General features: G+C 39.8%; 22 protein-coding genes. 12 read left to right on the top strand and 10 right to left on the bottom strand.

Annotated features, from left to right (window positions below; genetic code table 11):
• Window position 1: 1 nt before the first annotated feature.
• From K348_RS0106500 to K348_RS0106520, 5 genes are read left to right on the top strand one after another with little or no spacing between them, the layout of a single operon-like run.
• Window positions 2-1,036 (top strand): dehydrogenase, encoded by a 1,035-nt coding sequence (locus K348_RS0106500; RefSeq protein WP_029904127.1) that lies wholly within the window; start codon window positions 2-4, stop codon window positions 1,034-1,036.
• Window positions 1,037-1,870 carry a glycosyltransferase family 2 protein gene (locus tag K348_RS0106505; protein WP_029904129.1) on the top strand — a complete coding sequence of 278 codons (834 nt, stop codon included), beginning with the start codon at window positions 1,037-1,039 and terminating at the stop codon, window positions 1,868-1,870.
• Between the two features lie 19 nt (window positions 1,871-1,889).
• Window positions 1,890-3,323: an MBOAT family protein gene (locus K348_RS0106510; protein ID WP_029904131.1), complete on the top strand. Its 1,434-nt coding sequence runs from the start codon at window positions 1,890-1,892 to the stop codon at window positions 3,321-3,323.
• A 6-nt stretch (window positions 3,324-3,329) separates the two neighbouring features.
• Complete coding sequence (locus K348_RS0106515) at window positions 3,330-4,424, top strand: hypothetical protein (protein ID WP_029904133.1); 1,095 nt, start codon at window positions 3,330-3,332, stop codon at window positions 4,422-4,424.
• 6 nt (window positions 4,425-4,430) lie between these two features.
• A complete protein-coding gene (locus K348_RS0106520; RefSeq protein ID WP_029904135.1) occupies window positions 4,431-5,492 on the top strand; it encodes a glycosyltransferase family 1 protein in 1,062 nt (353 codons plus the stop codon).
• A 47-nt stretch (window positions 5,493-5,539) separates the two neighbouring features.
• Here K348_RS0106520 and K348_RS0106525 read toward each other — a convergent pair whose 3' ends face one another.
• Complete coding sequence (locus K348_RS0106525) at window positions 5,540-6,082, bottom strand: hypothetical protein (RefSeq protein WP_156032797.1); 543 nt, start codon at window positions 6,080-6,082, stop codon at window positions 5,540-5,542.
• A 299-nt stretch (window positions 6,083-6,381) separates the two neighbouring features.
• Between K348_RS0106525 and K348_RS0106530 the strand changes: the two genes are divergently transcribed.
• The 6 genes from K348_RS0106530 (at window position 6,382) to K348_RS0106555 (ending at window position 12,090) form a co-directional block, all read left to right on the top strand.
• Entirely contained in the window at window positions 6,382-7,083 is a 702-nt protein-coding gene (locus tag K348_RS0106530; protein WP_029904139.1) for a succinate dehydrogenase cytochrome b subunit, read from the top strand.
• Window positions 7,084-7,129: 46 nt separating this feature from the next.
• Entirely contained in the window at window positions 7,130-9,103 is a 1,974-nt protein-coding gene (locus K348_RS0106535) for a fumarate reductase/succinate dehydrogenase flavoprotein subunit (protein WP_029904141.1), read from the top strand.
• Between the two features lie 81 nt (window positions 9,104-9,184).
• Entirely contained in the window at window positions 9,185-9,550 is a 366-nt protein-coding gene (locus K348_RS0106540) for a four helix bundle protein (RefSeq protein ID WP_081852531.1), read from the top strand.
• 68 nt (window positions 9,551-9,618) lie between these two features.
• Complete coding sequence (locus tag K348_RS0106545) at window positions 9,619-10,374, top strand: succinate dehydrogenase/fumarate reductase iron-sulfur subunit (protein ID WP_029904145.1); 756 nt, start codon at window positions 9,619-9,621, stop codon at window positions 10,372-10,374.
• A gap of 128 nt (window positions 10,375-10,502) precedes the next feature.
• Window positions 10,503-11,093: an SMI1/KNR4 family protein gene (locus K348_RS0106550; protein WP_156032799.1), complete on the top strand. Its 591-nt coding sequence runs from the start codon at window positions 10,503-10,505 to the stop codon at window positions 11,091-11,093.
• A 70-nt stretch (window positions 11,094-11,163) separates the two neighbouring features.
• Window positions 11,164-12,090: a putative 2-dehydropantoate 2-reductase gene (locus K348_RS0106555; RefSeq protein ID WP_029904149.1), complete on the top strand. Its 927-nt coding sequence runs from the start codon at window positions 11,164-11,166 to the stop codon at window positions 12,088-12,090.
• A 47-nt stretch (window positions 12,091-12,137) separates the two neighbouring features.
• Here K348_RS0106555 and gldN read toward each other — a convergent pair whose 3' ends face one another.
• The 8 genes from gldN to K348_RS0106595 all read right to left on the bottom strand — a co-directional run bounded on the left by gldN (window position 12,138) and on the right by K348_RS0106595 (window position 20,767).
• Window positions 12,138-13,178, bottom strand: a complete 1,041-nt coding sequence (gene gldN / locus K348_RS0106560) for a gliding motility protein GldN (RefSeq protein WP_029904151.1) — start codon at window positions 13,176-13,178, stop codon at window positions 12,138-12,140.
• Window positions 13,179-13,191: 13 nt separating this feature from the next.
• On the bottom strand, window positions 13,192-14,604 hold the full coding sequence (locus tag K348_RS0106565; protein ID WP_029904153.1) for an SUMF1/EgtB/PvdO family nonheme iron enzyme: 1,413 nt from the start codon (window positions 14,602-14,604) through the stop codon (window positions 13,192-13,194).
• A gap of 86 nt (window positions 14,605-14,690) precedes the next feature.
• Entirely contained in the window at window positions 14,691-15,638 is a 948-nt protein-coding gene (locus K348_RS0106570) for a type IX secretion system membrane protein PorP/SprF (protein WP_029904154.1), read from the bottom strand.
• Between the two features lie 93 nt (window positions 15,639-15,731).
• Window positions 15,732-17,423: a hypothetical protein gene (locus K348_RS0106575; RefSeq protein WP_029904156.1), complete on the bottom strand. Its 1,692-nt coding sequence runs from the start codon at window positions 17,421-17,423 to the stop codon at window positions 15,732-15,734.
• 88 nt (window positions 17,424-17,511) lie between these two features.
• Entirely contained in the window at window positions 17,512-18,072 is a 561-nt protein-coding gene (locus K348_RS0106580) for a hypothetical protein (RefSeq protein WP_156032801.1), read from the bottom strand.
• Window positions 18,073-18,074: 2 nt separating this feature from the next.
• Window positions 18,075-19,280, bottom strand: coding sequence for a DUF763 domain-containing protein (locus tag K348_RS0106585; RefSeq protein ID WP_029904159.1), 1,206 nt, complete (start codon window positions 19,278-19,280; stop codon window positions 18,075-18,077).
• A gap of 20 nt (window positions 19,281-19,300) precedes the next feature.
• A complete protein-coding gene (miaA, locus tag K348_RS0106590) occupies window positions 19,301-20,215 on the bottom strand; it encodes a tRNA (adenosine(37)-N6)-dimethylallyltransferase MiaA (RefSeq protein WP_029904161.1) in 915 nt (304 codons plus the stop codon).
• Window positions 20,216-20,767, bottom strand: coding sequence for a hypothetical protein (locus tag K348_RS0106595; protein ID WP_029904163.1), 552 nt, complete (start codon window positions 20,765-20,767; stop codon window positions 20,216-20,218). It abuts the gene before it with no gap.
• Window positions 20,768-20,974: 207 nt separating this feature from the next.
• On the opposite strand from K348_RS0106595, the gene K348_RS0106600 reads away from it, so the two are divergent.
• Complete coding sequence (locus tag K348_RS0106600) at window positions 20,975-21,445, top strand: outer membrane beta-barrel protein (protein WP_029904165.1); 471 nt, start codon at window positions 20,975-20,977, stop codon at window positions 21,443-21,445.
• A gap of 56 nt (window positions 21,446-21,501) precedes the next feature.
• Here the strand turns inward: K348_RS0106600 and K348_RS18750 are convergent, their stop codons facing one another.
• Entirely contained in the window at window positions 21,502-22,020 is a 519-nt protein-coding gene (locus K348_RS18750; protein ID WP_051697671.1) for a hypothetical protein, read from the bottom strand.
• Window positions 22,021-22,072: the final 52 nt, after the last annotated feature.

Consider the following 22,072-nt stretch of genomic DNA (forward strand, 5'->3'; position numbering starts at 1 on the left):
TATGATAATAAGAAGTAAAGCACCATTCAGGCTGGGATTGGCCGGCGGAGGCACCGATGTTTCCCCCTATTCCGATCTTTACGGAGGTTGTATTCTGAATGCAACGATCAGTTTATATGCATATGCTAATATAGAAACACGCAACGATAATAAAATTGTATTCCGTATCCCCCAGACTGATGAAGAATACATCTTCGATTCAGCTCTTGAACTTCCGATCAGCAATGATAAGGCCGATCTGATGAAAGGTATCTATAACAGGGTTGTCAAAGACTTTGTAAATAAACCGCTTTCTTTTACATTGACTTGTGCATTGGAAGTTCCGTTCGGTTCGGGCTTAGGTACATCATCTACTCTGGCAGTTGCTATTCTTGGCGCATATGCAGAATGGCTGAAACTGCCTTTAGGTGACTACGACCTTGCTTATCTCGCCTATCTAATTGAACGCAGCGACCTGAAACAGGCGGGAGGAAAGCAAGACCAGTATGCAGCGGCCTTTGGAGGCTTTAACTTTATGGAGTTTTCCGCTGACGACAAAGTCATCGTAAATCCTTTGCGCATCCGCAATGAAACGATAAACGAGCTTTCAAACAATATGCTGCTCTATTATACAAATACAGGCCGTAATTCGGGTGATATAATAGAAAAGCAGCAAAAGAACGTAAAGGACCAGCGTCCCAAATCGATAGAGGCCATGCACCAGATAAAGAATCAGGCTTACGAAATCAAAGAAGCCATTCTTAAGAACAATCTTGATGAAATAGGACATATACTGCATCGGGGATGGACGTATAAACGGGAAATGGCGGATGGCATATCTACACCTTTTTTCGAAGAAATATATAATACTGCAATCGAAGCAGGAGCGTCGGGTGGAAAAATCTCAGGAGCAGGCGGTGGCGGCTATGTATTTTTTTATTGCCCGGGGAATACTAAATTTGCAGTGTCGAAGGCTTTGGAAAAGCTGGGAGGAAAAGTACAGCAATATTCTTTTACAAAGAAAGGGCTGGAAACATGGCATATAAGGTCGAAATAAATGAAGATAGCTGTTCTTATACGTGTTTATGACAGGATAGAGGATTTGAAATACAATCTTCAGATAATAAGGAACACGTGGAAAGAAAACGATTATTATATTATTGTTGTTAGCAACGGGAAGAACAACGGTTATGAAATATTGCCGGAGTCGTTACCATTGATTGATAAACTGGTTACTCTGGAGGAGAATGCCGGACATAGAAAGGGCAATTCGCAGTTGCTTATGGAGGGGGCGAAATATATCCCTGCCGATTGCGATTATACGCTTATTCTGGAAGCCGATACATGGATGTATGGAGATAGAATCGTATCGAAGTACACAAAATCGCTGTCGGATGATGTGCATAATGTATGGGCGAGTGCCGACTGGTATGATAAGTATTATGCTTTGGCTACTGATTTTGCGATTGTAAAAACGAAATATATCGGGGATAATCCGGGAATATTCGATTTCGAACTTTTTCCCGAATGCCATATAGCAAATTTTCTAAGGAATACCAATGCAGGCTTTATATGGATAAAGGAGAATATGCCGGTACATGTACCGAGTTATATACGTTACAGGTATCCGTATGTACCCAATATAAAGGAAGGGCGTTTCTATGTATTTCCTAAGTCACGGATGGTAACTCATCATATCGAGTTCCTGAGAGGGGGAATGGAACAGAAAAAACGTTATTTTAATATTGTATCCGGTACAGATTATTTTCCCGAAGTTAAGTCGGGGAATAAAGCATGGAATCGTTTTAAAATGAATTTTTGGATCAGCCTTAGCAAATGTTTTATAAAAAGAAGCTGGTATAGTCATAAAACTTACAAAGAAATAGAGTAAAAGAGATTTTTTAGGGTCTATGATATTTTCTACATATATATTCACCTTTGTTTTTCTACCGATAGTATTACTGTTGTATTTCGGCATGTCGCGCTTTGTATCGCGTAAGGTGCAGCATATATTTATAATACTCGCATCTCTTGTGTTTTACGGATATAATCACGTGTCATATGTATGGCTGATTCTTATATCCGTAGCAGTCAATTACATTACGGCGACAGGTACTCAGAATATAACCAACCGTTTCTGGCGGAAAGCATCTTTTGTAACCGGAGTAGTATTTAATGTATGCTTACTCGGTTATTATAAATACTATAATTTCTTTGTCGATAATATAAATACCGTATTTGATACGCATTTCGTTCTAAGGTATATTATATTGCCTCTCGGTATAAGCTTTTTTACGTTCCAGCAGATTGCTTTCCTTATCAGTGTAAACAAAAAAGAGGAGAAAGTTCCGGGTATCATAGATTATACCTTATTTATTACATTTTTCCCGCAACTTGTAGCAGGCCCTATCGTGTTTTCACAAGATGTGATGTCGCAGTATCAGGATGATAAGAACAGGTTTTTCAATGCCGATAATTTTGCGCAGGGACTTTTTATATTTATAATCGGGCTCTTTAAAAAAGCTGTTATAGCAGATACATTAAATATATTTACTTCAAATACATTTTTCGACCCGCATGCACTTACATTTGGCAGTGCATGGCTCGGCTCATTAGCATATACATTCCAGTTGTTTTTCGATTTCAGCGGATATTCCGATATGGCCATAGGTTTGGCAAAAATGATGAATATAAACCTGCCTGTCAATTTCTATTCACCTTACAGGTCTAAAAGCATCACCGAATTTTGGAAACGATGGCATATAACGCTCGGCCGTTCTCTTTTCGTATTGATATACATACCGTTGGGCGGCAACCGGAAAGGCTTGACACGCACATGTATCAATCTTTTTGCCGTATTTTTTGTAAGTGGACTGTGGCATGGGGCTGCATGGACATTCGTCATATGGGGCTCTCTTCATGGCGTTGTCCGCGTATTTGAGAAATTGGCTGATAAGCAATTAGAGAAGATCCCTGATCTTATAAGGATATTCTTTACATTCTTGTTTGTCAGTTCGGCATTAGTACTATTCCGTTCGCAGACTGTGGCCGATGCACTGGTAATGCTGAAAACGATGTATTTGCCTGATACTATATCGTTCGATCGTATATCGCATCTGGCATTCAATACCTCGTTGTCTTATCCGGATATCATCCAAACGATATTTGTGGTAGGTGTTCTTGCAGTGGTGGCTTATCTGGTATTTTTATTCCCAAAGAACAGCATCGACCTTTATAATGATTTCAAACCCAAACCGAAAGTTGCAGCCATTTCGGCTGTATTATTCGCTATATCCGTAATTCATTTTTCGAAAGTAGGAGCTTTTATTTATTTTAATTTTTAGCGTAATATGAGTTCTACAGAAAGAAAATATACCTCGAAACGATTCCTTATAGCTTTTGTTATATCGGCAATTGCTGTATTTTTCATAATAGGGCTTAGTTGCTATATTATCGATCCTTTCCTGCAATTCAGGGTAAGGCCCGAAGCACATTATATTCTTAATCCTCGTTTTGTAAACGGCGGGCTGGCTAAGAACTATGAGTATAACACCGCATTAATAGGCTCTTCCATGTTGCAGAGTTTCGATGTGGCTACTATGCGGAAGGCATATGATGGTATGAAGCCGGTGAAATTATCTTCGGGTGGAATGAACCTGGCTGAGATGAAATTATTATATTCACTTCTGAACGAAAAGACCACAAAAAATATAATTCTTAATATCGATATGCCTTTCTTCAACCAGGAAGGGGTTGTATCACGTTACCCCCGCTATTTGTATGAAGATGGCATATTGAATAAAATGAAATATATGTTCGGCTACGAGTCTCTGATACAATATTTGCCTGCAGACTTAGGTCTGGAACTATATTTCAAACTTAAGGATAACGATGTGCCTGCAGAATACCGGATGAAAACGGATATAGACCAGATTGGTACCGAAAGTTATGCTAAGACATATAGCGCCGAATTCGTAAAAAACTTTTATTTGGCGGGAAACAGTGTCTTGTACCAGCATACGCAAGATATCGAGGGAAGGATGAACAGGAGTATGAATAATTTTATTGAAGATTTGGAATTATATAAGCATAAGGATGTTAATTATACATTTATGTTCCCGTCATATTCGGCTCTTTACTGGTATCATACACAGAGAAACAATTACTATGAGTATTTCCTCGGATTTTCCGCTAAATTTACCCGCGCAATGGAGAAATATGAGAATGTAAGAATCATTTCTTTTATGGATATTCCCGAAATTAACGATCTCAATTATTACGGGGATGTGACCCATTTTAGCCCTGAACTGGCCGATAAGATTATGAGAAATATATATAATCCTGAATATGAGATAAACGCCTCTAATGTTGATTCGATGATGCAGCGTGTGGATAGCCTTGTAAACGTATTCATCGAAGAAAACAAAGACTGGTTACCAAGATAAAGAGCAATGTTTGTAGTAAATGGAAGATATCTGACCCAGAAAGCCACAGGCGTACACCGTTATGCTTTCGAGATATGTAATAAACTGCATGAAATGGGGGTGGACTTCCATGTAGCTATTCCGCAGGAAATACATCCCGATTATAAATTTAGTTTTAAGACTGTAAAATGCGGCTCTTTAAAAACTCATTTATGGGAACAGATTTCATTGCCTCACTATCTTAAAACTATAGGTAATCCATTGCTAATAAGTTTTACAGGCTGTGGGCCTTTGAATTATAACAACCAGATAATGACAATTCATGATGTTTCACATGAACGTTACCCTGACTGGTTCTCTAAGAATTACTACCGATTCTACCATTTCATGATGCCCCGTATTGGTAAAAAGGCACATGCAGTACTGACCGTGAGCGTATTTTCCAAGAGCGAAATTATCGATACCTTGGGAATTGAGGCGGATAAGATACATGTTATTCATAGTAATGTCCCTTTTCACGACAAGCCATCGCGGGAAGAAATACTTTCCTTTCAGCCCGATGCCGGAGCAGAGCGGTATATAATAGCCGTTTCATCTATGGATCCGCGGAAAAACTTTATCCGTCTGGCTAAGGCTTTCGGCAATGTAAAAGATAAATCCGTAAAACTGTATATCATCGGTATGTCTTTTAAAGCATTTAGTACTCCTGATCTGGAGAAACTGACAGGAGAGAATATTCATCTCCCGGGTTATATCCCTGACGATCAGCTGCAAAAGATGTATCAAAATGCTTTGCTGTCTGTTTATCCATCATTGTATGAAGGATTCGGGTTACCTCCACTGGAATCTATGACTTACGGATGCCCTGCCATTTGTTCCGATATTCCAGCCTTACGAGAGGTGAGCGGCGATGCCGCCTTATACCTCGATCCGTATGATGTGGACGACATCACAGCTAAAATAAACCAGTTACTGAATGATGATTCCCTACGCAAGGATTTGCGTTTGAAAGGACTGGAACAGATAAAAAAGTATTCGTGGGATAAGTCTGCCGCTCAGGTATATGAACTTGCGAAAAGATATATGTAAAAAAGAAGCTGAGAAATATCCCAGCTTTTTTAATATTGAATGTTATATTAATTGTATTCCTTCTTGTAAAATTCTACAAAATCATCTTTCCTGAAAAGTTTTCTTAAGGTAACAGTTCCACCGGAGGATCTTGATATTTCATCTTTAAAAGGAGCATCTACCAGAAAATTTATATTTCCTGTATAGATAAAAGGATCGTTTGTTACAATCGGGAACGGTCCTTCATATTCCTTTCCGTCAATTTTGATGATAGTATCGTTATCACTGGATGCCAGTCCGGTACCATATTCCTGCAATACGACAACATAGGTAGATAAAGTAGGGTTCAATGTCACATGATCCTTATCCAGTGTAAATTTGATTTCCTGTCCGTCTCCCACTTTCATTGTATGTTCCCCTTCGCTAATGGTTTCATCCATTTTTTTATATTCTTTTGCATTCAAAGTTATAGGATCTTTCCCATCGATAGATACTTCTATTGGCTGATCGGTAGGGTTATCGATCCAATAAGTTGCACCGCCGAAACAGGATGTCATTAAAAAAATGAGGGAGAAAATTAATAGTGAAAGATAAGCATGTTTGTTTTTCATTGTGTTAATATTTAAAAGTTTAGGATAAAAGTAATCAATTTTGTTAAATTCCATTGTATTATGTCAGAAAAATGATAAAAACATAGAATTTATCGATGGAATAATACTTTAAACATAAAAAGTTCAAAGCCCGTTACTCATTTATTTTATATACTTAAAAAGCCTCTTTTTTACTTTGAAAATCCCTTAATTTAAACTACTTTTGCAGGACAATAGAAAAAAGCAATTACATATGGTTATTTTCTATATTTATCAGCTAAAAATTAACTATTCTAAATAACTAAAAACAAATTTAATTTATGAGTTGGTTACTTAAATCTTCTATTGGTAAGAAGTTGATTATGAGTATCACAGGAATCGCGCTGGTTTTCTTTCTGATATTCCATGCGGCAATGAATTTTACTGCGGTGATTTCTGAAGATGCTTACAATACCATCTGCGCCCTGTTGGGAGCTAACTGGTATGCAGTTATAGCTACAGGCGCCTTAGGTGCACTCGTTGCTCTTCACTTCATTTACGCAATTGTGCTGACATTGCAGAATCGCAAAGCCCGTGGTGGCGACGCATATGCAGTAAGTGTACGTCCCAAAAATGTAGAGTGGGCATCTCAGAACATGTTCGTTTTAGGAATTATCGTGATTGGTTTCATGATACTTCACTTCAGCCAGTTCTGGTACAAAATGATGTTTACCGAATTGGTCGGACATCACGAAGTTTCTCTTGGCGGAACCATGGTATCTCCTCAGGACGGAGCCGCATTCGTAAAGTATTACTTTAGTCAGACATGGGTCGTAGTTGCCTACCTTGTATGGTATGTAGCATTATGGTTCCATCTTTCACATGGTTTCTGGAGCGCTATCCATACTATCGGCTGGAATAATACGCTCTGGATGAACCGCTGGAAAGTGATAAGCCAGGTACTTGCTACTATTCTCTGTCTGATGTTTGCTTTCGTAACCATCTACTTCTATGCACGACATATGCTGTGTCCGTTTGCTTAAGTAGCCACTGATTATTTTTGTTTAAAGATTTAAAGAAAAAACAGATATGAGTAATATACTAGATCCAAAAAAAGATTCAAAAATACCTGAAGGGCCATTAGCAGAAAAATGGACTAATTACAAGGCTCACCAGAAGCTGGTGAATCCTGCCAACAAGCGTCGTCTCGACATTATTGTGGTAGGTACAGGTCTTGCAGGAGCATCCGCAGCCGCATCGCTTGGCGAAATGGGCTTCAATGTGCTAAACTTCTGCATTCAGGATTCACCTCGCCGCGCGCACTCTATCGCTGCTCAGGGAGGTATCAATGCTGCAAAGAATTACCAGAACGACGGAGACTCTGTTTACCGTCTTTTCTACGATACAATCAAAGGTGGTGACTACCGCGCACGCGAAGCAAACGTCTATCGTCTTGCCGAAGTGGCAAACAGCATCATCGACCAGTGCGTGGCACAGGGAGTACCTTTTGCCCGCGAATACGGAGGCTTGCTCGATAACCGTTCGTTCGGTGGTGCGCAGGTTTCACGTACATTCTATGCGAAAGGCCAGACAGGCCAGCAGCTATTGCTCGGTGCATATTCGGCATTGAGCCGTCAGGTGCAAAAAGGCAGTGTAAAGCTGTATACCCGTTACGAAATGCTTGAAGTTGTTCTTGTAAAGGATAATAACGGTGAAGAACGTGCACGTGGTATTATTGCCCGCAACCTTGTTACAGGTAAGCTGGAACGTTTCGCAGCACATGCTGTAGTTATTGCAACCGGAGGATACGGAAATACATTCTTCCTTTCTACCAATGCGATGGGCTCGAATGGTTCGGCTTTGATACAGGCATATAAGAAGGGCGCTTATTTTGCAAACCCTTGTTTTGCTCAGATTCACCCTACATGTATTCCTGTTCACGGTGAGTTCCAATCGAAACTGACGCTGATGTCGGAATCACTTCGTAACGACGGTCGTATCTGGGTTCCTAAAAAGAAAGAAGATTCGGAAGCTATCCGTGCCGGAAAGCTGAAACCGACTCAAATAAAAGAAGAAGACAGGGATTACTATCTGGAAAGGCGCTATCCTGCATTCGGTAATCTTGTGCCTCGCGATGTGGCTTCACGTGCTGCGAAGGAAAGATGCGACGCCGGTTATGGTGTAGGTTCTACAGGGCTGGCAGTATATCTTGATTTTGCCGATGCTATCAACCGTCTGGGAAAAGATACGGTAGAAGCTAAATATGGTAACTTGTTCCAGATGTATGATAAAATTGTAGACGAGAATCCATACGAAACTCCGATGATGATTTATCCGGCTATCCACTATACTATGGGTGGTATCTGGGTTGACTATGAGTTGATGACTTCTATCAAAGGTTTGTTTGCCCTTGGTGAGGCTAACTTCTCCGACCATGGAGCGAATCGCCTTGGTGCTTCTGCCTTGATGCAGGGATTGGCTGACGGTTATTTCGTATTGCCATATACAATCCAGAATTATCTGGCAGACCAGATTTCTGTTCCTCGTTTCAGCACAGATTTACCTGAGTTTGCCGAAACAGAGAATGAAATAAAGATGAAGGTTGCCAAACTGATGAATATCAAAGGACAACGTTCTGTAGACTCTATTCACAAAGAACTGGGCCTGATTATGTGGGACTTTGTAGGAATGGGACGTACAAAAGAATCTTTGGAAACAGCTATCGAAAAACTGAAAGCCGTGAAAAAAGAATTCTGGTCTAATGTACGTATTCCGGGTGAAGCTACCGACCTGAATACCGAGCTTGAAAAAGCGCTTCGCTTAGCTGATTTTATCGAAATAGGCTTATTGATGGCATATGACGGATTGAATCGTAATGAGTCTTGTGGAGGCCACTTCCGTGAAGAGTATCAGACTCTGGAAGGTGAGGCTATGCGTGATGATGAACATTATTCTTATGTTGCATGCTGGAAGTATGAAGGTGAAGACACAGCTCCAGAGCTGGTAAAAGAACCTCTCGACTACGAATTTGTAGTTAGACAACAAAGAAACTATAAGGCTTAAAAGTAGTTACGAGTTACAAGTTACGAGTTACAAGTTATTAGAGAATAATAAGTAGCTAGTAACATGAAAAGATAAAAAATAATGACCCATAAAGAACTAATTGTTTGGCAGAAAGGAATAGCTTTGGTTAAAGCTGCTTACGAACTCACCAGTTCATTCCCTCAGTCGGAACAATTCGGTTTAATTTCACAAATCAGAAGGTCTGCTGTTTCCATTCCTTCAAATATTGCAGAAGGTTGTGGGCGAAATTCAGATAAAGAGCTTATCTACTTCTTATACGTTGCATTAGGTTCTACATCCGAATTAGAGACTCAGATTATTATTTCTGCCGAATTAGGCTACTTGAGTAAAGAAAAAGCAGAAACAATATTAGCCTCGATAAATGAAATTATAAAAATGGCATCATCATTAATTAAATCTTTGAAAACTCGTACTGAAAGTTTATAAATACAAACTAAAGTTACTGTTTCGGTTCTTGTAACTCGTAACTTGTAACTTGTAACTTATGAAATACGATGGAAAAATTAATCAATATAACATTAAAAGTTTGGCGTCAGAGAGGCCCTCAGGAAAAGGGAGCTTTTGAGACATATCCGCTGAATGGCATTTCTACAGAAAGTTCTTTCCTGGAAATGCTGGATATACTGAATGAATCATTAATCAACGAAGGTAAAGAACCTGTAGTGTTCGACCACGATTGCCGCGAAGGTATCTGCGGTATGTGTAGCCTTTATATAAACGGTCATCCTCACGGGCCGGACGAAGATGTGACAACATGCCAGTTACATATGCGTAAGTTCAAAGATGGAGAAACTATTACGGTTGAGCCTTGGCGTTCGGCAGGTTTCCCTGTTATCCGCGACCTGATGGTAGACCGTAATGCATTTGACAAGATTATGCAGGCCGGAGGTTATGTAAGCGTAAATACCGGAGGAGTACCTGATGCAAATGCTATAGCAATACCTAAGCCTGATGCTGATGAAGCGATGGATGCGGCATCTTGTATCGGTTGTGGTGCTTGTGTGGCTGCGTGTAAGAATGGTTCGGCTATGCTGTTCGTTTCTGCTAAAGTAAGCCAGTTGGCTCTGCTTCCACAGGGACGTGTAGAAGCTGCCCGCCGTGCTAAGGCGATGGTTGCCAAAATGGATGAACTCGGTTTCGGTAACTGTACAAATACACAGGCTTGCGAAATGCAGTGCCCTAAGAATGTATCTATTGCAAATATTGCCCGTATGAACCGTGAGTTCTTGAAAGCAAAATTAAAAGACTAATAGTTTTTAATTATAATTTAAAAAGCGGCTATCATATGGTAGCCGCTTTTTGTTTGTATATTTGGTTATGATTTATCTATATTGATAGGCCTTTCTTTTAATGAATATCTTTACAAATGAATAATCTTATGAAAACTATACTGTCCAATCTTGAAAATCATCTCATAAGAACTAAAAATCCTATAGAGAATTATCTAAATGAGAATGATTTTATTCAAAGTCATTTTGTTGAGGTTTTAAATAATTTAGGTCTAAAGGCGACAGAAGAATTAATAGAATTATATTCATGGAGAAATGGATTGGATGCCCAAAAAGCTTTGGATATAAATTTTGAAATAAAATTATTCTCTATGGGTACATATATTGACTATAGATCTACATCCAGTTTATTGATTTTAGAACAACATACAAGTAAATGTTATGAGAATAAATATTTACCTATAATATATAACGGAATTTTGGAAGACCCTATTCTAATTGATTTAAAGCCCGGTTCAAAAACTTATGGGCAATTGTTCTATTATAGCCCGAAAATCACACTCAGCATGGAACCAATCTCCATTTATGATAGCCTGTCAACTTGGTTACAAACAATGAATGAATGTTATGAAAAGAATGTATATAGTGTTAACACGGAAGGATTTTTGGAAGAAAAGAGTGATGAAGAAGCTTTAGTCTCAAAAAGATTGAATCCAGAGTCGATGTTTTGGTTGGATTAATATGTAAAATCGTTACTTTTGTTACCTTTTAACTAAATATGGTTAATAAATGCAAAATAAAAAATTATATATGTCACTAAAATATGCAGTAATAGGCACAGGAGCCATAGGCGGCTATTATGGCGGGAAGCTGGCTCATTCGGGAAAAGAGGTTCACTTTCTTCTCCATTCCGATTATGAATATGTAAAGCAGAACGGCTTACAGGTAGACTCGATTGACGGTAACTTTCATTTGGAGAATGTCAATGTATATAAGACTACTCAGGATATGCCGGCTTGTGATGTTGTATTAGTTGCATTGAAAACAACAAATAACAGGCTTCTAAAGGAACTACTACCGCCCTTGCTGCATAAAGAAACCATTGTAATCCTCATTCAGAACGGATTAGGACTGGAAGCTGATTTGCAGAAGGACTTTCCAAAACTCAGTATAGCAGGTGGCCTTGCTTTCATTTGCTCCAGCAAAATAGGAGAGGGGAACATCGGGCATTTTGACCAAGGTAGGCTCAATCTTGGTTCCTATTCATGTCCCACTCCGGAAATATTAGGACAGGTCTGTGCCGATTTCGTTCAGGCAGGTGTGGAAACGCAGGTACTTGAATTGGAAAAAGCCCGCTGGATGAAACTTGTCTGGAATATTCCTTACAACGGAATAACGGTAGTGATGAATACCACAACCGATAAACTTATGGCTGATCCGGCAATGGCAGAATTACTACGCGAAATTATGCTTGAAGTAATACATGGAGCAAATACAGTCGGACAGGGCCGGTTTTCCATTCCGGAAAGCTATGCAGATAAGATGCTGGAAACAACCCGGATGATGACGCCTTATGCACCGAGTATGAAACTGGATTACGATAATCGCCGTCCTTTGGAGGTAAAATATATCTATTCCCGTCCGATACAGGAAGCGAAAAAGGCAGGATTTGAGATGCGCCGTATAGCTATGCTGAAGAGTCAGTTGCAGTTTTTGGAAGGTCTGTATCAGAAATAAAAAAGGATATCTTTTGGATGCCCTTTGTATATTTCATTTTAATCGCTTTATCTTCTGTCTCTTGCAGAATATGTCGCACTTGACGATGATGATTTAGCTTTGCTGCTTTTAGATGCTTTCGACTTTCTAGGATTCTGGTCGCCAGCAGCCTTTATAGAGTCGTTGATAACCCAAAGGCCTTTATCGAATTGCTTCAATTGGTTTTCTATACTGTCTTGAGCATGTTTAAGTGCTTCGGGAGTAGTAAATTTCTCTTGTAGGAACTTATTCTCCATATTAGTGGTCTTGTATATTTCGCCGTCGTACAGCCTCATTCTGAAATAGTCGTCAACCGTCTTATTCATGACATTGTTCAGGTCTGATGCCATAATAGGCATACGTGCCGCGTATGGTCTCAGATACTCGTAAGGTATCCAGAATTGCGGTTCACGCGAACCTGTACTCGGCATTGCCAGTTCACCGTCGTCATCTCCGAAGTAGCGCTGGCGGAATAAGACAGGACATATGGCAACTGTTTTCACTCCCATAACGGAATTGGACTGGTCGAAATACCAAGCCTCTTTAATATAGTAGCCCAATGCCTCATTGCTGGGTATGCTGAATTCATCGAAAGTATATGTGTTCCCGTTTTTTTGGTAAGGTATCTCCAAACGGTTCAGTACATCGCCAAAGTCGACAATCAATTTATCTACAAATAAGTCCTGTCCGTTGTTCCAGTCGTAGCCGATAAGGTTACCGTTAGCCATGAGTTTAAAAATCATCGTATACAGGTTCATCTTATCGCCAATCGGCTGTACAGGATAATACAGAGCTGCATTCGAACCCTTTGTCAGATCCAGAAAACGGTATACTTCGCGTATCCAGGTTGCATTGGATAAATCGCGTGTCTGGTTCTCGTTCATCATTTCTGCTCTTACGGAAAGTTGCGGAACCTGAGGCCCGTTATCCTGTCCTTGTGTACCCTGCTGTTGCTGTTGTTTCTTAGCAAGCCTGTCGCGTAGGGATTCCTGCTGATTCTGAGCGGTCATAAGACCTGAAACAAACAGGAAGCAGAATGATATAATTGCTGTATGAAGTATCTTTTTCATCTTGTACTCTCTTTTACTTCTTTGATTTTGCAAAGCCTATTTGTGTCCTCACGCACCTGAATCCGATATAAGAACGCGGTTGATTCTGGAACTCGCCTTCTCTCATATCTCCTCTGATGTTACGACCAATGTCTTTCCACGAACCACCTTTTACTACCTTTTTCTTGATAGCATAAGGGTCTTCTTTGGCAGCGTCGTATCTGTATTGAGGATTCATGTCGTTCATCAACTCGGTACCCGATTCTGTAAAAGCAGTGGAAGTCCATTCCGATACGTTACCGGCCAAATCATATACTCCGAAACGGTTGGGAATATAAGAAGCTACACGGGAAGGAATCAGGTTGCCGTCTTTGGTGTAGTTACCCTCTCCCGGCTTGAAATTGGCCATAAAGCATGCCTTTTCGTCCATTGTGCCGTCTTTATCCCATGGGTATTTATTCTCCGAGCGGCCGTTACGTGCGGCAAACTCCCATTCGCCTTCGGTTGGCAGGCGAAAGTTTTCGATAGGACGTGCATTCTTAGGTTGTCCCATGCGGTAGAACATCGTGCGCCATTCGGCAAAGGCCGTAGCCTGTTCCCATGTTACACCCACTACAGGATAATCGTTATAGCCCGTATGTGAGAAATACATTCTCATGTAAGGCTCGTTGAATGCATTGTTGAAGTCGTTTACCCATACGGTAGTATCAGGGTATATATTCACGATCTTTGTATGTACAAAGTCGAAAAGCGAACCTAACGGGCGCACTATCGTTTCGTTTACAGGGATACCTTCATCATTGATATATGCTGTATCTTTCGATATCATCACCACCTGAGTAGGGTCTACTGTGATATCCGTATTCAGTATGCGGTCTTGAGGGTCAAGCCTGTTGCGGCGCTTTGCAGCTTCTGTATAGTCGAACCATTCATATTTGAAATTCATCTGTGTAGGATCTAGTCCTCTTTCTCCTGTAATCGGATGAACGGCCGTCACACTATTTATTGCTTGTTCTTCATCTTCCAACGGTCTTCTGGGAATAGCTTTTCTCCAGTCCAGACGCGGTCTTATCTCGTTGCCTTCCCTGTCTTCGGTAATTTTGAAGGTTTCATCTAATACGGAGAGGCGTTCACGGATGATAGAGTCGCGCACCCAATGTACAAACTGGCGGTATTTTGAGTTGGTGACTTCGGTTTCGTCCATCCAAAAATTGTCCACCGATACGCCTTTTGGGTTAGCTTTTATATCCCATAGGGAATCATTCTCGGCAGGGCCCATTTCTATCGAACCTCTCGATACCAGTACCATACCATAGGGTGAAGGTTCCGCCCACGACGAACCTTTTTCTCCGGTTACTTCGCCTCCTATACCTGAACTTCCCGACGACCGTCCGCAGGAAACCAGTAAAATGAGTGAAGCTATAGTTACAAAAAACAGCTGTTTCATATTTATGCTCATTAGCCTTTGGCTACTTGTTTTTTAAGCTTGGTTTTTATCCCTTCTTGTAATTTTGTATGTATTTGCACTATTGTTTATAATATCCTTATACTTTTGGTAGCCTTCACTTCCCGCTTCTTATGGAGAGGAATGCTATAGCGTATAAACAACTCATGGCTTCCATGACTGACCTTCGATACATCGGATGTAAGGAGATCGTATGAATAGCCTGCGTCTATGTTTCTTATTTTTACGCCCAACAAAAATACAAAACCTTCGTCTTTTCTCCAAGACAATCCGCCATTGAACAACTTATTATATTCAATTCGTGCTGTAATATCGAATTGATAGGTCACAGCATCAGATTTGAAAAAGGCAGAAGGCTGCAATTCTAATAACGGATTATTCAGCTTTATATTGTATCCGCCCATTAAATAATATGTGCGGCCGACAAATGCCGAACTGTTATCATTAAGGTCGAAGGTCGGTTCCCATAAATGGTTTGTAGAGAATCCTACATAATAGTTGGGAGTAATCCATGCAATACCCAGTCCGGCGTCTATAATCTTACTGCCTGCAGCTGTTGGTTTTGCAGGGTCGTTATCATCATGGTAATCGCTATTGGGTATATGTATCTGTGCAGCATCGAAATCTACATTTAGTAAACCTCCCTGTAAACCGATATGCAGGTATTTGTTATTCTTAAACTTGAATTTATAAGTGTACTGCCCCATCATGTACGTGTTGGTGAACAATCCCGCTTTCTCGTTTGTCACAATAGCTCCTATACCATGCTCTTTCCCGAAAAAGCTGATCGGCATATTAATAGAAATAATAGAGGTGACCGGAGCATTTGTAATTCCTACCCACTGGCGGCGGTGAAGCAGGGAGCTTTCGATGTTGCCCGTTTCACCGATGAATGCAGGATTATAAAAATTCTTCAATCTCCAGTACTGGCTAATCTGGGCATCCCACTGTCCGTAGACGGTAAGGATACCTGAAAGAAAGAATATAATGGATAATATTATATATTTAAATCTCATTCACATACAGGATATTGCGCTGCAAAGTAACAATAATTTATTTATTAATAACGCCTAAAGTGCTGATAAATTGTATAGTTTGATATGCAAAGCTTAATCTTTCTTCTCTCTGAATCCGTCCTGTAATGTTTTACCTCTCATTTCGAAATTCTTTATATAATTATTGCTGCAAGGCAAAGCATGGTCGTAGCAGCCACCGTCTATCGGTTTGTAGAAATTTGTTCCGTTCATATCGAAGGTTTCTATCGTTACCGGATATTTATCCAGACGGGTCTGGATGCTTTGCGGTTTGTAAAGTATCTCTTTGTAAAAAACATAAGGTTCTTTAACCACAAGGAAATAGCGGACCGATAATACGCCGAAATATAAGACGGTAACAATCAGGAATAAATTCGCAGAAAGGAATCTGACCGGGTTCTTCAAATCTTTAAACAGAAGATATACAGGAATAGAAAATATGATAGCTATAAAACTGTATCCGAATCTAACTGCCGGAGCCATAACCAGCCAGAATATAAAGCCCATCAGCCCTATTGTCCATACAAGCATCAATGTAATGTTTTTCTTTATAGTGTTTTTATCTTTTAAGAAAGCAATAAGCATCAATAAAGGAGATATTAATCCGGATGCCGCAATACATATATCCAGCGGATGCCGTTCACCTACCCATTTCTGTACTTTTACAGCTAATGGCATATCCAGAATATATTCACTGGAATTATACATGGCATCGTAGCTTATGGCAAAGGATTCTATATAGCGCTTTGATTCTATCGAATATTCGACAGGGAGTTTCCAGTCGAATGAAAATAAGTCGAGTGAAGCATAGGGATGTATCAGGTATCCCGATATGATTACATTGCGCACCAGCCACGGGGTGACTACTATCAATCCGGCAATGCAAATAAATATGGCAACCTTATAATTCTTTTCCTTGATGAACAGGATAAGAAGATATAGCGATAACAGGCATATAAATACCATCGATACTTTCAGTGTAATACAAAATACAGGAATCAGCCAGAATAATATGCTCTTTTTCTTCAGATTTTGCGGGTCGACTAAAAGTGTGAATAGTAGATAAACAATCAGTAAGTTTGGTAATAAGTCAGCGGAAGAACATCCGATATGCGTTTTATATTCCATAAAGAACGGGATAAACACGGCGATAAATAACACTGTTAAGAATATCTGTTGCCGGTTTGCCTGACTGATAATATAAATCATCATAAATGTCATACACAGGGCGTTGATGCCGTAGACAAATTCACCGAATAACGGACGCAGGCCGAATGTAGAACATAGCAAGAATAAATTGCTGTTGAATCCGAAGCGCTCTTCTATATTCGCAAGTCCGGGTACGACGTGATATTCTTCGTTCCAAAGGATATTTTGAATATGATAGTAGTATATATCGGGGAATTGCGGTGGAACAAGGAAAAATAATATAAATGTAAAGCCTGACGCAACTATAAGGATAATTTGAAGAATGGAGAGGCTTTTAAATCCGCTCCTCATCTTGCTTATTATTTCTTTTCGTTTTACAGTCAGTAGATAGATTATAGAAATCACCGCTAACGTAGCAGCTATCTTAATATCGGACGGTAGCCATATAGACGTAATGCAAATAATCGTTCCCGTAACGCATAGGCCGATAAGGAATGTTTCGAAGAAAGAATAACTTTCCTCTCTTTTCAATATATTTGAATAAAGGCTGGTGAATATGTCTCCGAATGAAAAAAAGACTAACGTAATCAGGAACCAACACAATATAGCGGCAATCATCAGGATTGGTTTAAAGTTTTATAAAGAGATATGCAAAAATACGAATAAATCCGGCAATAGCGATACTTCGCTCTGTATTAATGACAAATCATTTCATTCTGACAAAGAAACAATGTTTTGGAATCCGGAACTTTTGTATTCCATATCCATCAGTTGACGGGAAAGATGAATACAACTCCATCGTCATATTTTCTGTGTCTATACTTTTTACTACTCCGCAATGCCCCCATGTATCCGTCCAGAATTGTACCAAATCGCCGGGTAATACATTTTGCAGATTTTCAACAGGTTCGCCGATTCCTTTTTCTGTCAGGGCATAGTAAACACCTTTGGGTATTGGTGAATCTTGCTTTAATAACTCCTGAATATTTTTATCTGTAATAATGCGGATGCGATTTTTATCAGCTTTACTCAGCGTGTAGAATTTCTCAACAATAGGGATAACCAATTCGGTGCAAACGGCTCTTTTATAGGTTGGGGAGATAATTGGGACGTATTTTATAATAGTATCTATAATTTGCTGATTACGTGAAGGTATAGAATCTACTGCCGCTAAGGATATCTCTTTTTCTGTACTACTTTGCACAGTATTGGAACAGGCGGAGATTCCTATAAATGATATAGTAATCAACCTGAAAAATATTTTCATATTCAATCCCATAACTTCAATTGGGTACCTTTGTCCTTCGGTTTCTTTGCATCGCCGAATACAGTCTTTCCTCCGTATTTATAGGAAGTGTCGCGTTCGCGTTGTACAAGGTCATCAAAGTAATTATTCGGAGTATAACCCTTCTCCATCTCCTGTGAAATCTTAGAAAGGTTTTTAAGAGCATCGGACTTATCTTTATCACCTAGCTTTGCCTGATGAATAGCTTTATCGAAAATATCGATAGTTTCATCATATACGCGTGTAGGCACAGGGAACGGATGCCCGTCTTTACCGCCATGGGCAAAGGAAAAACGCGCAGGGTCGGAAAATCGCGACGGCGTACCATGTATAACTTCACTTACCAGTGTCAGCGACTGTAATGTCCGGGGACCGACGCCTTCCAACAAAAGAAGGGATTCCATATCGGTAACATTCGTTTCGTGGGCAAGGATAAGAGCAGCGCCTAAGCGTTTCAGATTCACATCCTCTTCCCGTACATCGTGATGTCGCGGCAAGATGATAGATACTTCATTCATCAGTTTATCCGGCACTTCTTTTGTCAATTCGAGTATTCCCTCTTTTGTCGGATTTGCCAGTTTATCAGTAAGGTTCAATATCAGACCCTGATTTTTCCCGCAAACCGAAGTATGCGGTTCTTCCATAAAGGATTTTAAAGAAGACGAAAGCCAGTGATAACGGCGTGCCATGCGGTTGTTGCCGTTCATTCCCTGCTGTATGACTGTCCAATCGCCTTCTATAGTAACCACAAAAGAATGCAGGTAAAGCTGATAGCCGTCCTGAACGGCTGTATTGTCTACCTTAGCCGATAGCTTGCTGTTCCTTACCAGTTCATCACCATTCAGTCCTGTTCTGTTAGCTATTTCTATTAATTCGGCAGGCGTCTGGCGTGAAGATTTTCCCCTTCCCCCGCAAACAAATACTCCCAGTTCGGAAGAGCGTTTGTTGATAGCTTTTTTCAAAGCATTCATAACGGAGGTTGTAATTCCCGACGAATGCCAGTCCATACCAAGCACGCAACCGAGCGACTGGAACCAGAAAGGGTCGCTAAGGCGTTGTAGCAGGGCAGGGCGACCGTATTCTATAACGATAGCTTCTACAATAGCTCCCCCCAGCAAACTCATGCGTTGAGCCAGCCATGGAGGCACTGTTCCGTAATGGAGGGGTAAGTCGGCAGATCCGCGTTTCATATAACTAAGATATGGAAAAATTACCGAAGTTCTTCGGTAATGGAAATTATTTGTTGTAATGCCTCGTTATGAGATGCTTCGGAAAGGTTTATCCATTTTATATCTTTATCCCGTTTAAACCATGTCATTTGTTTGCGGGAGTAGATACGGGTATTTTGCTTTATTTTTTCAATGGCGAAATCGAGAGCCCATTCACCGTCAAAGTATTTGAAAAGTTCCTTATAACCGACAGTATTTAAAGCGTTGAGATGACGTTGCGGATAAAAGTGTTTAGCTTCATCCAGAAGACCCGAATTCATCATTTCATCTACACGAAGATTTATACGCTCGTAAAGTTGCTCACGCTCCCGCATCAATCCTATCTTTATAATATTGAAAGGACGTGGCTTCTTTGAATTGGTGCGGAAAGAAGAATAAGGCTTTCCCGTCATAAGGCATACTTCAAGGGCATGGATAACCCGCTTATAATTCTTCAGGTCTACTTCGTTATAAAAATCAGGGTCTAAAGCTTTAAGTTGCCTTCTGATTGGCTCCAAACCTTCTTTTTCGTAAAGAGCATATACTTCTTTACGTAACTCTTCATCTATTGTCGGCACATCGTCAATACCATTACAGAGCGCATCGATATAAAGCATGGAACCTCCTGTTGCGATGACCACATTATTTGTCTCATGCAATCTTGCTATTGTTTCTAAAGCATCGCGCTCAAATTCGCTCGCACTGTAGTAATCATTGATATCGAGCATACCAACAAGATGATGCGGTATACATGATAACTGCTCCTGAGTAGGAGCAGCTGTGCCTGTTTCCAAGCCTTTATAAAATTGTCGGGAATCGGCTGATATAATCGATGTATGATAATGTTTTGCCAAATTGAGGCTAAGAGCAGTTTTTCCTACACCTGTAGGGCCGAGCAAAACAATAAGTTGCTTCATTTAGAATTCCTCATCGCTAGGCAGAGGAGCATTATCCAAACCGTCGAAACCTTCAGCGTCCAATTCGTCCATATCGTAGCCTTCGTCGCCATAGAAATTTTCGCCTACATCGAGAGTGCTTGAAGTTGCCGATACTGTATCGAAATCTACAAACTGTGCCGGAGCTTCACCTACTGATTTTGTGCAAACTGCTTCTGTTAGATTTTTCCCTGTAATAATCTCACGCAGTTCCATAAAGAAAGCACGTTCAGTCAGGTAATCGAACACATACATAAGCTTTTGGCGCTCATCTTCAAGGAAATCGTTCAGGACGGATGCTTCCATGGTATACGAATCTTCTTCGGGACTTGTGTCCATTTCTACAAGCGTAATTTCCTGCTCTTTTTCCCAATCGTCGCTACATAAGAAGAATGAAGTCATTTCGCCGTCTTTGAAGTCGACAGATTTAAGAATAGCCTTGTGCAGGTCGAAGAAAGTAGCATCTGCGTCTATCTGAATTTCACGTTTGAAGTCTTCCACTTCATCCGATAAAAGTAAAAATCTGAATATCATTATTAGAGTAATTTTTAATCCTAATCCAAAAGTAATAATTTTTTTAGAAAGTGCATATATTGCTATAAAAAATGAACTTTCAGGGGGTGATTCTTTTCATAAAATTACATTATATTTGCAGACCGGAACTATGTAATTGTTGAAATAGCTAAAGAAATGTCAAAATATAGAACTAACAATTTTATTTACAAACTAAAATTCCCCAAGATGAAGAAATTTTTGGTGTTCATGGCTTTTATAGCCTTATCATTAAGTGCATTTTCTCAAGCCGGATCGAAATCGGTAATGGTGAAAGCCGGATATCAGACAGACTATGAAAGATTTGGACTGGGTATCGAAGGCCGTTATTCTATAACTGATAATATCCGTGTTGCTCCTGATTTTACTTTTTACTTTCCCAATGACCATCTTACCGGTTTGGATTTCAATGCTAACCTGCATTATGTATTTCCTGTACAAAGTGGATTTTCTTTGTATCCGTTAGCTGGTATTGGTATGGTAAATAACAGATTTTCTTTTGACGGACATTCCAAAGGTTTCACTGATTTTGGTGTGAATCTTGGAGCCGGAGGTAGTTTCGATATCGGGTATAACGGTTATTTGAATGTCGAATTTAAGTATACTTTCCAGGATGTGGATTGTGCCAATATCATGTTCGGTTACGGCGTAAAATTTTAATAAACCTATATAAAAAGTGGAACCGGAAATTTTCCGGTTCCACTTTTTTTATGCTTCTATTTTATACTGAATTTCTGAATATTATTTCCGTTATGGAATACAACCGTATCTATTCCAATAGTTGAATCGAATGCAAATATTTTAAGAGGAATTATTGTAAATGATCTATCTGTCGATTCCTGCATTATCGAATATGTAATGTTCAACGTTTTATCCACTAAGTAAGAACTGTCCAAAGATATAGTTACTTCATTTTTTGTCTCAGGTAATACTATAGCTCCGGCTTTTTGCATATCAAAATCTACCATAGATATTCTATTATCCATTGTTTTGGCGGGTTTGAAATGTTTATCAAAATCAGGCTGGTTATTTAATATCATCACTTCGGGCTCCGTAACCTTTTTCACAGAGAAATAGCCCTCTATATCTGTGAGTTCGATACTGTTTGTATCCTCTGCCTGACTGATATCTAATGTAGATTCGATAACCGGATCAGATTTCGGAACATTGTTTTTATTTTGGTTACATGCTGTGAGGGAAAGTGTTACAATCGTAAAATATAGTACTGACTTCATAAATATCAATTTGTGATTTTATATATTAACAATGATGAACCTTCAATGTTTT

The sequence above is a fragment of the Prevotella sp. 10(H) genome (genome assembly GCF_000711235.1).
In the GTDB taxonomy this organism is placed as follows: domain Bacteria; phylum Bacteroidota; class Bacteroidia; order Bacteroidales; family Dysgonomonadaceae; genus Dysgonomonas.

Excerpts from the sequence above, each read along its gene's own strand:
- K348_RS0106500 (WP_029904127.1), top strand. The coding sequence starts at position 2 with ATGATAATAAGAAGTAAAGCACCATTCAGGCTGGGATTGGCCGGCGGA.
- K348_RS0106505 (WP_029904129.1), top strand. The coding sequence starts at position 1,037 with ATGAAGATAGCTGTTCTTATACGTGTTTATGACAGGATAGAGGATTTG.
- K348_RS0106510 (WP_029904131.1), top strand. The coding sequence starts at position 1,890 with ATGATATTTTCTACATATATATTCACCTTTGTTTTTCTACCGATAGTA.
- K348_RS0106515 (WP_029904133.1), top strand. The coding sequence starts at position 3,330 with ATGAGTTCTACAGAAAGAAAATATACCTCGAAACGATTCCTTATAGCT.
- K348_RS0106520 (WP_029904135.1), top strand. The coding sequence starts at position 4,431 with ATGTTTGTAGTAAATGGAAGATATCTGACCCAGAAAGCCACAGGCGTA.
- K348_RS0106525 (WP_156032797.1), bottom strand. The coding sequence starts at position 6,082 with ATGAAAAACAAACATGCTTATCTTTCACTATTAATTTTCTCCCTCATT.
- K348_RS0106530 (WP_029904139.1), top strand. The coding sequence starts at position 6,382 with ATGAGTTGGTTACTTAAATCTTCTATTGGTAAGAAGTTGATTATGAGT.
- K348_RS0106535 (WP_029904141.1), top strand. The coding sequence starts at position 7,130 with ATGAGTAATATACTAGATCCAAAAAAAGATTCAAAAATACCTGAAGGG.
- K348_RS0106540 (WP_081852531.1), top strand. The coding sequence starts at position 9,185 with ATGACCCATAAAGAACTAATTGTTTGGCAGAAAGGAATAGCTTTGGTT.
- K348_RS0106545 (WP_029904145.1), top strand. The coding sequence starts at position 9,619 with ATGGAAAAATTAATCAATATAACATTAAAAGTTTGGCGTCAGAGAGGC.
- K348_RS0106550 (WP_156032799.1), top strand. The coding sequence starts at position 10,503 with ATGAAAACTATACTGTCCAATCTTGAAAATCATCTCATAAGAACTAAA.
- K348_RS0106555 (WP_029904149.1), top strand. The coding sequence starts at position 11,164 with ATGTCACTAAAATATGCAGTAATAGGCACAGGAGCCATAGGCGGCTAT.
- gldN (WP_029904151.1), bottom strand. The coding sequence starts at position 13,178 with ATGAAAAAGATACTTCATACAGCAATTATATCATTCTGCTTCCTGTTT.
- K348_RS0106565 (WP_029904153.1), bottom strand. The coding sequence starts at position 14,604 with ATGAAACAGCTGTTTTTTGTAACTATAGCTTCACTCATTTTACTGGTT.
- K348_RS0106570 (WP_029904154.1), bottom strand. The coding sequence starts at position 15,638 with ATGAGATTTAAATATATAATATTATCCATTATATTCTTTCTTTCAGGT.
- K348_RS0106575 (WP_029904156.1), bottom strand. The coding sequence starts at position 17,423 with ATGATTGCCGCTATATTGTGTTGGTTCCTGATTACGTTAGTCTTTTTT.
- K348_RS0106580 (WP_156032801.1), bottom strand. The coding sequence starts at position 18,072 with ATGAAAATATTTTTCAGGTTGATTACTATATCATTTATAGGAATCTCC.
- K348_RS0106585 (WP_029904159.1), bottom strand. The coding sequence starts at position 19,280 with ATGAAACGCGGATCTGCCGACTTACCCCTCCATTACGGAACAGTGCCT.
- miaA (WP_029904161.1), bottom strand. The coding sequence starts at position 20,215 with ATGAAGCAACTTATTGTTTTGCTCGGCCCTACAGGTGTAGGAAAAACT.
- K348_RS0106595 (WP_029904163.1), bottom strand. The coding sequence starts at position 20,767 with ATGATATTCAGATTTTTACTTTTATCGGATGAAGTGGAAGACTTCAAA.
- K348_RS0106600 (WP_029904165.1), top strand. The coding sequence starts at position 20,975 with ATGAAGAAATTTTTGGTGTTCATGGCTTTTATAGCCTTATCATTAAGT.
- K348_RS18750 (WP_051697671.1), bottom strand. The coding sequence starts at position 22,020 with ATGAAGTCAGTACTATATTTTACGATTGTAACACTTTCCCTCACAGCA.